This is a genomic window from Streptomyces longhuiensis (assembly GCF_020616555.1).
GTDB classification, from domain to species: domain Bacteria; phylum Actinomycetota; class Actinomycetes; order Streptomycetales; family Streptomycetaceae; genus Streptomyces; species Streptomyces longhuiensis.
The window spans coordinates 9,008,213-9,020,517 of the sequence record NZ_CP085173.1 but is presented as its reverse complement, the minus strand read 5'-3'; the positions used below and the strand labels follow the sequence as shown (position 1 = coordinate 9,020,517).

General features: G+C 68.7%; 10 protein-coding genes. 8 read left to right on the top strand and 2 right to left on the bottom strand.

Going from position 1 to position 12,305, the window contains the following annotated elements; translation table 11 throughout:
- Positions 1-136 precede the first annotated feature (136 nt).
- The 4 genes from LGI35_RS41055 (at position 137) to LGI35_RS41040 (ending at position 4,147) form a co-directional block, all read left to right on the top strand.
- Complete coding sequence (locus LGI35_RS41055) at positions 137-1,582, top strand: family 2B encapsulin nanocompartment shell protein (protein ID WP_227299509.1); 1,446 nt, start codon at positions 137-139, stop codon at positions 1,580-1,582.
- Between the two features lie 25 nt (positions 1,583-1,607).
- Positions 1,608-2,657, top strand: a complete 1,050-nt coding sequence (locus tag LGI35_RS41050) for a family 2 encapsulin nanocompartment cargo protein terpene cyclase (RefSeq protein WP_227299508.1) — start codon at positions 1,608-1,610, stop codon at positions 2,655-2,657.
- Between the two features lie 112 nt (positions 2,658-2,769).
- Positions 2,770-3,645: a geranyl diphosphate 2-C-methyltransferase gene (locus LGI35_RS41045; protein WP_227299507.1), complete on the top strand. Its 876-nt coding sequence runs from the start codon at positions 2,770-2,772 to the stop codon at positions 3,643-3,645.
- A 124-nt stretch (positions 3,646-3,769) separates the two neighbouring features.
- Entirely contained in the window at positions 3,770-4,147 is a 378-nt protein-coding gene (locus tag LGI35_RS41040; RefSeq protein ID WP_227299506.1) for an NUDIX hydrolase, read from the top strand.
- A 28-nt stretch (positions 4,148-4,175) separates the two neighbouring features.
- Here LGI35_RS41040 and LGI35_RS41035 read toward each other — a convergent pair whose 3' ends face one another.
- Positions 4,176-4,355 (bottom strand): hypothetical protein, encoded by a 180-nt coding sequence (locus tag LGI35_RS41035; protein ID WP_227299505.1) that lies wholly within the window; start codon positions 4,353-4,355, stop codon positions 4,176-4,178.
- Positions 4,356-4,566: 211 nt separating this feature from the next.
- Between LGI35_RS41035 and LGI35_RS41030 the strand changes: the two genes are divergently transcribed.
- On the top strand, positions 4,567-5,748 hold the full coding sequence (locus tag LGI35_RS41030) for a baeRF3 domain-containing protein (RefSeq protein WP_227299504.1): 1,182 nt from the start codon (positions 4,567-4,569) through the stop codon (positions 5,746-5,748).
- A gap of 77 nt (positions 5,749-5,825) precedes the next feature.
- Here the strand turns inward: LGI35_RS41030 and LGI35_RS41025 are convergent, their stop codons facing one another.
- Positions 5,826-6,044: a DUF1918 domain-containing protein gene (locus tag LGI35_RS41025; protein ID WP_227299503.1), complete on the bottom strand. Its 219-nt coding sequence runs from the start codon at positions 6,042-6,044 to the stop codon at positions 5,826-5,828.
- 201 nt (positions 6,045-6,245) lie between these two features.
- Between LGI35_RS41025 and LGI35_RS41020 the strand changes: the two genes are divergently transcribed.
- From LGI35_RS41020 to cydD, 3 genes are read left to right on the top strand one after another with little or no spacing between them, the layout of a single operon-like run.
- Positions 6,246-7,784: a cytochrome ubiquinol oxidase subunit I gene (locus LGI35_RS41020; RefSeq protein WP_227299502.1), complete on the top strand. Its 1,539-nt coding sequence runs from the start codon at positions 6,246-6,248 to the stop codon at positions 7,782-7,784.
- A 12-nt stretch (positions 7,785-7,796) separates the two neighbouring features.
- Entirely contained in the window at positions 7,797-8,798 is a 1,002-nt protein-coding gene (gene cydB / locus LGI35_RS41015) for a cytochrome d ubiquinol oxidase subunit II (RefSeq protein ID WP_227299501.1), read from the top strand.
- 2 nt (positions 8,799-8,800) lie between these two features.
- The gene (gene cydD / locus LGI35_RS41010) at positions 8,801-12,298 is read left to right on the top strand and encodes a thiol reductant ABC exporter subunit CydD (RefSeq protein WP_227299500.1); all 3,498 of its coding nucleotides are present in this window, start codon (positions 8,801-8,803) and stop codon (positions 12,296-12,298) included.
- The last annotated feature ends 7 nt before the right edge of the window (positions 12,299-12,305 follow it).

Here is a 12,305-nt window from a genome sequence, read left to right as displayed (position 1 = left end):
ACTTCCAGGACGCGAAATCGCCCCCTTCGCGCCGTACCTGGCCACCACTCCCGGCTGCTTGCCTTGTGGGTGCAACGAGGAGCTTTCGTACCACCGATCGCTTCGCTCACCCTCGTTACACCTCCTGGGAGGGAATGTGTCCGTATCGGACAGCGCCACCGGTCCCGCGAGCGACGAAGAAACCGCACCTGAAGACCCGACCGACCAGCAGCTGACCAGTCTCGGTACCCATGCGGCACGCCGGCTGGCCACGACCACCAAGTCCGCGCCGCAGATGCAGGCCATCACCTCACGATGGCTGCTCAAATCCCTGCCATGGGTGGACGTCAAGGGCGGTACGTACCGCGTCAACCGGCGTCTCCAGCTCAGCATCGGCCGCGGCAGGGTGCAGTTCGACCAGAACAGCGGGAACGACATCAAAGTCATTCCCGAGACGCTCACCGAACTCCCCGTCCTGCGCGGGTACGACGACATCGACGTACTGAAGGAAATCTCCTCCCGGTTCCGGACCCGGGAGGTGCGGGCCGGACAGGTCCTCTTCGAGGCCGGCCAGCCGGTGACCGAGACGTACCTGGTGGCCCACGGGCGGTTCACCCGCTTCACCGAAGGAAAGTACGGCGAGGAGGAGGTCATCGGCGTCGTCACGGACGGCGACCAGATGGGCGACGAGGCCATCGGCCAGCCGGACCCACTGTGGCTCAGCTCGGTCCGGGCCGAGACCGCGGGCACGGTTCTCGTGCTGCCCTGGCACGTCGTCGAGGAACTCACCGAGCGGACGCCGTCCCTCGCCACGCACCTGCGGGACTACGCCGAACGGCAGCGGCTGCCGAGGAACCGCAAGGGCGAGGCCGACGTCCCCGTACAGTCCGGGCACACGGGTGAGCCGACGCTGTCCGGCGGCTTCGTCGACTACGAACTCACGCCGCGCGAATACGAGTTGTCCCTCACCCAGACCGTCCTGCGCGTCCACACCCGCATCGCCGACCTCTACAACGACCCGATGGACCAGACCGAGGAGCAACTCCGCCTCACCATCGAGGAGATCCGCGAGCGCCAGGAGTGGGAGCTCCTCAACAACCGCGAGTTCGGGCTGCTGCACAACGTCGACTACGGCCAGCGCATCAGCACGTTCTCCGGGCCGCCCACTCCCGACGATCTCGACGAACTGCTCTCCATGCGCCGTAAGACACGGCTCTTCCTCGCCCATCCGAAGGCGATCGCCGCGTTCTTCAGGCAGTGCAACCGGCGCGGCCTGGTGCCCGGCACCGCGAACGTCGACGGTCACGAGGTGCCCGCCTGGCGCGGCGTCCCGATCTTCCCCTGCGGCAAGATCCCGGTCACACCGCAGCACACGACCAGCATCCTCGCGCTGCGCACCGGGGAGTCCGACCAAGGGGTCATCGGCCTCTACCAGACCGGCATCCCCGAGGAGTACCAGCCCGGACTCAACGTCCGGTTCATGGGCATCAACACCACCGCGATCATCAACTACCTCGTCACCGCCTACTACTCGCTGGCGATTCTCGTCCCCGACGCGGCGGGGATCCTCGAGAACGTGCAGATCGGACGGACCGCCGAATGACGCACGACGACGGACGGGGTACGCGATGAGCGCACCCCCCGACACCACCACCCCGTTCTCGCCGCCGGGGCCGCCCAACCTGGCGCACACCCTGCAGACACGACGCGGCGGGGCGGTCCCCGGGCTCCGTCACCAGCCGGCGGTCCCCGCCGACCCCGTGAAGGTCGAGGAGGTCGACCGCAGGCTGGAGATCTGGGCCCGCGGGCTCGATCTGTTCCCCGAGGCGTGGTTCGAGGACTTCGCGAGCTTCCAGGTCGGGCGGGCCGTGGTGCTCCAGCACCCGGGGGCGGCGGACCTGGACCGCCTCACCGCCGCGGGCAAGCTGCTGCTCGCCGAGAACGTGGTCGACGACTGCTACTGCGAGGACAAGGGCGGCTCGCCGCGCGGCCTCGGCGGCCGGCTGATCATGGCGCAGTCCGCGATCGATCCGTACCACGGGACAGCCGAGACCGAGGGACAGTGGCGCCACGGCATGCAGGCCGACGGCCCGCTGCGCTCGTACCACGCGGCCTTCCAGGACTACGCCGCCTTCGCCACGCCCAGCCAGACGTCCCGGTTCGTCCACGACATCGCGCGGCTGCACCTCGGGTACCTCGCCGAGGCCGCGTGGGCGGAGACGCGGAACATGCCGCGCGTGTGGGAGTACCTCGTCATGCGGCAGTTCAACAACTTCCGCCCGTGTCTGTCCCTCGTCGACGCGGTGGACGGCTACGAACTGCCCGAGGCCGTCTACGCCCGGCCCGAGATCCAGCGGATCACGGCGCTGGCGTGCAACGCGACGACGCTCGTCAACGACCTGTACTCCTTCACCAAGGAACTGGCCAACGACCCCACCCATCTCAACCTTCCGCAGGTCGTCGCGGCCAACGAACGGTGTGGCCTCAAGGCCGCCTACCTCAAGTCCGTCGACATCCACAACGAGATCCAGACGGCTTTCGAGGAGGAGGCCGCGCTCGTGTCCGCCATGTCACCCCTCGTCGAGCGGTACGTCCAGGGGCTCAGCACCTGGGTGGCCGGCAACCACGAGTGGCACGCCACGAACAGCCACCGCTACCACCTGCCGAACTACTGGTAGCCCGCGCCCCGGCCCAGCCACTCGGACCCGAGGGCTCCACCCGCTCCACCCGCTCCACCATCTCCACCCGCTCGACCTGATCGACCATCAGATGCACTGCGAGGAGTAACTGTTGACCACCGCTCCCCACTTCACCTCGGCCGCACCGGTGCCGACCCAGTCCACGTACCAGTCCCGTGTCGCCGAATACTGGAACGCCGAGGAAAACCCGGTCAACCTCGAACTCGGCAAGATCGACGATCTGTACCACCACCACTACGGGATCGGCCCCGCGGACAACTCGGTGCTCGACGAGCCCGACCCCGCGCGGCGCAACGACCGGCTCACCGCCGAACTGCACCGGCTCGAACACGCCCAGGCGAACGTCCTCGCCGACCACCTCGGGCCGCTCGCCCCCACCGACCGGGTCTTCGACGCCGGCTGCGGACGCGGCGGCGGCAGTGTGGTGGCGCATCTGCGGTACGGCTGCCAGGCCGACGGCGTCACCATCTCGGCCAAACAGGCGGACTTCGCCAACGCCCAGGCCGCCAAACGCGGCATCGACGGCCAGGTCCGCTACCACCACCGCAACATGCTCGACACCGGTCTGCCGACCGGCGCGTTCGCCGCGTCGTGGAACAACGAGTCGACCATGTACGTCGAGCTGGAGCTGCTCTTCGCCGAACACGCCCGGCTGCTGCGCCGCGGCGGCCGGTACGTGGTCATCACCGGCTGCTACAACGACAGTTACGGCCGGGCGTCGCGCGAGGTGTCGCTGATCAACGCCCACTACATCTGCGACATCCACCCACGCTCGGAGTATTTCCGCGCCATGGCCCGCAACCGCCTGGTCCCCGTGCACGTCGAGGACCTCACCGAGGCCGCGCTGCCCTATTGGGAACTGCGCAAGCAGGCCGACCATCTGGTCACCGGCATCGAGGACACGTTCCTCACCGCGTACAAGAACGGCAGTTTCCAGTACCTGATGATCGCTGCCGACCGCGTCTGACTCCGGCCCCGCCCCGACCTCTGATCCGTTGCCGTCAGCGTGAATTGACCTTCGTGGGGTAGGAAGGCATGGCCCGCACACCGGGCTCACGGATCACGCGGATCAAGGAAAGGGCGGTCGGATCATGGCGCTGGAGCAGACGGCCCAAGGAGTGGTTCAGGCGGTCGTCGTCCACAACGGACGCCTGCTCCTGGTGGAACAGCCGGACGGCAGTGCACTGCCGTCCGGCGTTCCCGAGCCCGCCGAGTCGGCGGAGGCCACCGCAGCACGGCTGGTGTACGAGCTCACCGGCTATCTCGTCGACGGTTCGTCGACGCTCGCACCGGAAGCGGCTCAGGTCGATTCGGGGTCGGCTGTTCTGTGCCAGCTGCTGACCGAGGACCCGTCGGACGGAGCGCGGCTCGCGCCGGAGCAGATCCACTGGGTTCCGGTCGCGGAGGCGGTCGACATCACGCCGCCCGGAGTCGTCCGCGACTACTTGGAGGGCCACACGCCCGTGTGAACCCTCCACGTGTAGGGGCCGGACCTCGTCACGGGGCCCAGCGGCCGTTGGCCTTGCGGTGATCGTGGGACTGCTGGGACTTGCCGGGCAGCTGGTCCTTCGCCTGCTTGAGAGCCGCCTGCGGGATCTGCGAGTGGAAGTACAGCAGCTTTCCCTGCCCCCGGGCGCCTATGCCGTGGTGCCCTTTCGCCGGTGAGTTCTTGCTCATGACTCGGCACCTCGCCATCTCACGTCGGCTTCGCGCGGCCGGAACTCTCCGCCCGCGCATTCCGTAGATTTCACGGTACGCCGACCCTGCCGAATACGACGGGTCGAGTACGACGGGTGGAGCCGAACCCCAGTTCAGGGGGCGTACCACGTTACTCGTCGGTTGGCGGTCTCCACCTGCGGGTACGGGGGATCGATGCGACGCTGAGACGGTGCATACCTCCGAACTCACTCCCGAAATCCGTGCCGCCCTGAGCAAGCCGCGGCCGTATCCCGCGATCACGTTGGTCACGCCGACCGATCCGGAATCCCCCTTCAGCGACAAGGACCGCATCCTCATCCGCGACCTGGTCACCGAGGCCAAACGGCGACTGGTGGACGATCCTGACGTGGAGCGGGAGACGAGGTTGGAGCTGCGGGATCAACTGCTGGATCCGGCGGAGATCGAGCGCGCGACCGATCCTTTCCACCCGGACGACGCCATGGTCGTCTATCTGGCCGTGAACGAGCCGGTTCAGGTATGGCGGATGACGTCGCTCGCACCGGTGGAACCCCGCGTGGAATTCTCCACGGCATTCCTGACGCGATACCTGGTGGCAGCCGAGCAGCGTTCCCGCCCGTACCTGGTTCTGGTCCTCGACCAGGAGATGTGCCGTCTGTACCACGGGTCCGTACGACGGCTGGAGGAAGTCGAGAAGAACGGATGGCCGGACAAGCCGCAGATCCCGTCGCCCGAGGACGCAATTCCCGGGTCCATCCCCCACTCCACGCCGTACGAGGGGCATGAGGAGCGGGTCGAGCAGTATCTGCGGACCGTGGACAAACGGCTGGGACAGTCCTTCGAGGAGCACGACGGACTGCCGCTGTTCGTCATCGGCGGCGACAAGATCCTCGCGACGTTCAAGAGCATCACCCGCTACGGGAATCTGATCGCCGGGACATTGCCGCTCACGGGCATGGACAAGGAATCGGCCCGGGATCTGGAGAAGCGGCTTCAGCCGGTCCTCGCCGACTTCTACGCGAAGCAGGTCGCCGAAGCCGTCTCCGAGCTCAGCGAAGCGCGTGGACAGGGCAAGTACGTCGGCGGCGCGCCGGAGGTGTGGACCTCGGTCGCCGACAAGCGCGTGCGCCGACTGGTGGTGGAAGAGGGCCTGATGCTGGCGGGCCGCATCACCGAGTCCGACCGCCAACTGGAACTCGTGGACGTACCGAAGCCGGTGACGTTGCCGGACCCGAAGAAGGACATGGAACCGTCGGCGCACGCAATCGGTGTGGCCACCGACATCGTCGAGCGACTCGTGGACAACGCGATCGCGGCCGACGCCGGGGTTCTGTTCGTCCCCGACGGCACGCTCCAGGAGGCCGGCGGCGTGGCGGCGCTTCTGCGGTACTGATCAGAACCACGAGCACGAGACATCAGAGACGGGATCCCCCGGCAGGGGATCCCGTCTCTCACACATCTCCGGGCAATCTAGAGATACGGCGAACCGGAAACATCAATCACGTGTGTATGGCGCTTGCCGCGTGTCATTTCCACCCTCGGGCCCGGCGCGACGACAGCGGTACTGCCGTCCGCGAAGGTCACTTGGTAGAGATCCCGATTCGCACCGGAGATGATCTCATCGACCCTCACGGTCCGGTCACCCTTGACACTGTGCAGGGTCAGATAATCGCCCTTCTTGGCTTCCATGTGATCAGCCTCAAATGCTGACAGCTTCCGACGCCTCTGATGTGGGGCACCGATTCCACTCAATCCCGGTGGTTGCCGATCCGCAAGCGGAGCGGAAACTGCTCGCCGTCTCCCGGCTCCAGCTCCGCCCGATCCGACGCCCATTTGTGCTAAAGATAGCTTTTGCCCGAATGCGGGGAAATCCGGCGGAGAGAAGGTGCAGTGGTACTAGCAATCGCTCAAGAGACCATGGCGCGATGGCAGTTCGGCATCACCATCGTCTACCACTTCCTCTTCGTCCCGCTGACGATCAGTCTGGCCTCCATCGTGGCGGGCTTCGAGACGGCCTGGGTGCGGACGGGCAACGCGAAGTATTTCCATGCCACGAAGTTCTGGGGCAAGCTCTTTCTCATCAACATCGCGATGGGTGTCGTCACCGGCATCGTCCAGGAGTTCCAGTTCGGCATGAACTGGTCCGACTACTCGCGCTTCGTCGGCGATGTTTTCGGCGCACCGCTGGCGATGGAGGCGCTGATCGCCTTCTTCTTCGAGTCCACGTTCATCGGCCTGTGGATCTTCGGCTGGGACCGGCTTCCCAAGAAGCTGCACTGCGCGTGCATCTGGCTGGTCGCCATCGGCACCTTGCTCTCCGCGTACTTCATTCTGGCGGCCAACTCCTTTATGCAGCACCCGGTCGGCTACCGGATCGACAAGGAGTCCGGACGGGCCCAACTCATCGACATCGGCAGGGTGTTGTTCCAGAACACCACACAGGTGCAGATGTTCCACACCGTCACCGCGGCGTTCCTCACCGGCTCCGCGCTGGTGATCGGCATCTCCTCGTACCATCTGCTGCGCGCCAAGCGCGGCAGGGAGACCAACCGCCGCAACATCGCTCCGATGCGGACCTCGCTGCGGGTCGGCCTGATCATCGCGGTCGTCGCGGGTCTCGGCACCGCAATCAGCGGTGACCGGCTGGGCAAGGTCATGTTCGAGCAGCAGCCGATGAAGATGGCCGCCGCCGAGGCGCTCTGGGACACGCAGGCTCCCGCCCCCTTCTCGATCTTCTCGATCGGCAACGTCTCCGAGGGCCACAACACCGTCGCACTGGAGATCCCCGGCCTGCTGTCCTTCCTCGCCAAGGACAACTTCCACTCCGCCGTCCCCGGCATCAACGACAGGGCCCGTGAGCAGGCGGCCCAGTTCGGCGGTGAGCCGGAGGACTACATCCCGAACATCTTCATGACGTACTGGGGCTTCCGCCTCATGATCTTCTTCGGGATGACCAGCTTCGTGGTGGGTCTGATCGGGCTGTGGACCACACGTCGGAAGTTCTGGCTCACCCGGCCGCGCAAGACGGACGACGACGAGCCGCCGATGCTGATGCTGACCGACAAGGTCGAGATGAACGCCTTCTTCACCAAGTGGAGCTGGCGGGTCGGCATCCTCACCATGGCCTTCCCGCTGGTCGCCAACAGCTTCGGCTGGATCTTCACGGAGATGGGCCGCCAGCCCTGGGTGGTCTACCACCTGATGCGCACCTCCGAAGCCGACTCCCCCAACGTGACCACCGGCACGGTGATCGGCTCGCTGACCGCGTTCACCGTGCTCTACGCGGTACTCGCGGTGATCTGGGTGAAGCTCATGGCCAAGTACGCCATGGCGGGCCCGGACTCCGGTGAGCGGCCGCCGACCAAGGACCCGACCCTGGGCGGGCCCTCCGCGCAGGACGCCGACCAGCCCCTCGCCCACGCGTACTGAGGACGGATCGTCATGCACCTGCACGATCTCTGGTTCATCCTGATCGCTGTCCTGTGGATCGGCTACTTCTTCCTCGAGGGCTTCGACTTCGGCGTCGGCGTCCTCACCAAGCTGCTGGCCCGCGACAGCACCGAGCGGCGGGTCCTCATCAACACCATCGGTCCGGTGTGGGACGGCAACGAGGTCTGGCTCATCACGGCCGCCGGTGCGACCTTCGCGGCCTTCCCGGACTGGTACGCAACGATGTTCAGCGCCTTCTACGTTCCCCTGCTGATCATCCTGTTCTGCCTGATCGTCCGTGGTGTGGCCTTCGAGTACCGGGCCAAGCAGTCCGGTGCGCGCTGGCAGCGCAACTGGGAGGAGGCCACCTTCTGGACCTCCCTGCTGCCCCCGTTCCTCTGGGGCGTGATCTTCGCGAACATGGTCCGCGGGCTCGCGATCGACGCGGACAAGTCGTACGTGGGCGGCCTCGGGGATCTGTTCAACGGTTACGCGATCCTCGGCGGCTTCATGACTCTGGTGCTGTTCGTCTGCCACGGCGCGGTGTTCGCGGCGCTGAAGACGCTCGGCGAGATCCGCGACCGATCCAGGACCCGGGCGACCCAACTGGGCGCCGTGGCAGGCCTGTTGCTGATCGCCTTCCTGATCTGGACGCAGGCGGACTCGGGCAACGGCCGGAGCCTGGGCGTGATGATCGTGGCGTTCGTGGCCCTGGTCGGGGCGCTCGTCATGACCCGGCTCGGCCGTGACGGCTGGGCGTTCACCCTGTCGGGGCTGACCGTCGTGGCGGCGTTCGCGACGTTGTTCCTGGCCCTGTATCCGGACGTCATGCCGTCGACGCTCGACCCCGGCTGGTCGCTGACGGTCTCCGGCGCCGCTTCGTCGTCGTACACGCTGAAGGTGATGACGATCGTCGCGGCGGTGTTCACGCCGATCGTGCTGATCTACCAGAGCTGGACGTACTGGGTCTTCCGCCGGCGGATCGGCGTCCAGCACATTCCGGCCGGCCACTGACCATGCGACCTGTCGACCCCCGGCTACTGGCGTACGCCCGCACCACCCGCGCCTTCCTCACCGGATCCGTGATCCTCGGCGGGGTGGGCGCGGCCCTCCTCGTGGCCCAGGCAAGCCTCATCGCCGACATCGTGGTGCGGGCGTTCAAGGAGCACACGTACGACCTGAGCGGGCCGCTGCTGGGTCTGGTGGCCGTCGCCCTCGGGCGGGCGGTCGTGGCCTGGCTGACCGAGCTGACGGCCCATCGGTCGGTGGCCCGGGTGAAGTCCACCCTGCGGGAGCGGCTGCTCGACCACGCCACCGCGCTCGGCCCGTCGTACCTGACGGGCCGGCGCACCGGCGAGCTCGCCACGCTGGCCACCCGGGGAATCGACGCCTTGGACGACTACTTCGCCCGCTACCTCCCGCAGTTGGCGCTCGCCGTCGTGGTGCCGGTGGTGGTGCTGGCCCGGATCGTCGGTGCCGACTGGCGGTCGGCGGCCGTCATCGCGGTGACGCTGCCGCTCGTCCCGCTGTTCATGGTGCTGGTCGGGCTCGCGACGCAGGACCGGATGACCCGGCAGTGGGCCGGCCTCTCCCGCCTCTCGCACCACTTCCTGGACGTGGTGGCCGGCCTTCCGACGCTGAAGGTCTTCAACCGGGCCAAGGCGCAGGCCCGTTCGATCAGCCGGATCACCGACGATCACCGCAGGGCGACGCTGCGGACGCTGCGGATCGCGTTCATGTCCTCGCTGACGCTGGAACTGCTGTCGACGCTCTCGGTGGCGCTGGTGGCGGTGGCGATCGGGTTCCGGCTGGTCAGCGGCGAGCTGGATCTGCGGACCGGCCTGCTGGTGCTCGTTCTCGCCCCGGAGGTCTACCTGCCGGTTCGTCAGGTGGGCGCCCTGTACCACTCGAGTGCGGAAGGGCTGACGGCCGCGGGCGAGATCTTCGAGGTTCTGGAGACCTCGCCGCCTCGGCCGGGGTCCGATCCGGCACCGTCCGGTGCGGAGATCACCCTGGCGGCGGTGAGTGTCGCCTACGAGGGGCGCTCGGTGCCGGCGTTGCAGGACGTGTCGCTGACGCTCGCGCCCGGGGAGACGGTTGCCCTCACCGGGCCGAGTGGCGCGGGCAAGTCCACCCTGCTCGCGGTGCTGCTCGGGTTCGTCCGCCCCTCGGCCGGTGCCGTGCTGGTCGACGGGCACGACCTCGCCTCCCTCGGCCCGGAGAGCTGGCGTCGGCAGATCGCCTGGGTGCCGCAGCATCCGCATCTCTTCGCGGGAACGGTCGCCGACAACGTACGCCTCGCCCGGCCCGAGGCGACCGACGCGGAGGTCCGGGCCGCGCTCGGCTGCGTCCACGCGCTCGACTTCGCGGAGCCGGGCCTGGTGCTCGGGGAGGGCGGCGCGGGACTCTCGGCCGGGCAGCGCCAGCGGCTGGCGCTGGCCCGCGCGGTACTGGCGAACCGGCCGCTGGTGCTGCTGGACGAGCCGACCGCCAACCTCGACGGCGAGAGCGAGGCCGCGATGGTCGAGGCCGTCCGCTCACTGGCCGTCGGCCGCACGGTCCTGCTCGTGGCCCACCGCCCCGCGCTCCTCGCCATCGCCGACCGACGCGTTCACCTGGGCATCCCTCATGGGGGCGGGGAACAGCGCCCTGCGGAACCCCGGCGTCCCGGAGTGCCGGTCACCGCTCCCGCCCGCCCCCAGCCGGTCCAGCCGCGCCCGTGCTCCGAGCACGGCGAAGAAACCCGGCCGCGGCTCGGCCTTGCCGTGCTCCTCGGGTCACTCGCGCTCGGCTGTGCCGTCGCGCTCCTGTCGACCTCCGGGTGGCTGATCTCCCGGGCCTCCGAGATGCCGCCCGTGCTCTACCTGATGATGGCCGTGACGTCCGTCCGGGCGTTCGGGATCGGGCGGAGCGCGTTCCGATACGCGGAGCGGCTGGTCTCGCACGACGCCGTCCTCAAGGCTCTCGGCGGGGTACGAACGGCCGTGTACCGCCGACTCGAACAGCTGGCCCCGGCCGCGCTCCCCGCCTACCACCGGGGGGACCTGCTCGCCCGGCTGGTCTCCGACGTGGACGCGGTCCAGGACCATCACCTGCGCTGGCGGCTCCCTGCGGCCGTCGCGGCGGTCGTCTCGCTCGGGGCTTCCGCCGCCCTCGGCGCCTTCCTGCCGGCGGCCGGTGCGGTGCTCGCCGTGGGACTGCTGCTGGCCGGTGCCGTGGTGCCCGCGCTGGCGAGCAGCATCTCCGGCCGGGCGGAACGGCAGCAGTCCCCGGCCCGCGGAGAGCTGGCGACGTGCGTCGTCGACACGTTCACCGGAACCGCAGAGCTGATCGTGGCCGGGGCCCTGCCGGCCCGTCTGGCCAGGGCCCGGGCTGCCGACCTGCGCCTGACCGCTCTCGCCGCCCGCTCGGCGGCCACCGCCGCGCTCTCGGCGGGCCTGATCGCCCTGATCACCGGGCTGACCGTCACCGGCTCCGCCGCGCTGGGCATCCACGGCGTGGCCGGCGGCGCGCTCCCAGGAGTGTGCCTGGCAGTCGTCGTGCTCACCCCCCTCGCCGCCTTCGAGGCCGTCGCGGGCATGCCAACAGCCGTGCGGTTCCGGGAGCGGGCGCGCGCGGCGCGGGCCCGGCTGGACGAGGTGCTCGCGGCCCCCGAGCCCGTCGCGGAGCCCGCCGTCCCGGTCGCACTTCCCGCCGAGCCGGCGCCCCTGACGGTCCGCGGCCTCACCGCGCGCTGGCCGGATGCGCAGCGTGACGCTCTGCGAGGCATCGACCTGGACCTCGCCCCTGGCAGACGTATCGCCGTGGTCGGCCCGTCCGGTTCGGGGAAGACCACCCTCGCCCTGGTCCTGCTGCGTTTCCTCGACCAGACCTCGGGAGCGGTCACCGTCGGCACCGGTCCCCGGGCCGTCGACACGCGGACACTCGCTTCGGACGACGTCCGCAGAGTGATCGGGCTGTGCGCGCAGGACGCCCATGTCTTCGACAGCTCACTGCGGGAGAACCTGCGCCTCGCCCGCCCCGACGCCGAGGAGTCCGACCTGCGGGCCGCACTCGCCAGGGCTCGTCTGCTGGAGTGGGTCGACAGCCTGCCCGCCGGGCTCGACACGATGGTGGGCGAGCACGGGGCCCGCCTCTCCGGGGGACAGCGGCAGCGGCTGGCGCTGGCGCGCGCGCTGCTCGCGGACTTCCCCGTACTGATCATGGACGAGCCCGCCGAACACCTCGACCTGCCCACCGCCGACGCCCTGACCGCCGATCTGCTCGCCGTCACCGAGGGCCGTACCGCCCTGCTGATCACCCACCGGCTGGCCGGGCTTCACAGCGCCTGCGTCGACGAGATCCTGGTCCTCGATCATGGCCGAATCGCCGAGCGTGGCAGCTGGCAGGAGTTGATCGATCGGCGGGGCGGACGGCTCCATGACATGTGGCGGCGTGAGCAGCAGGCGGACGCTCTGGTTGCCGCGGGCGACGGTGTCTCCGGGCAGGTGGCGCCCATTGATCAACCGGCATAGCCTGACT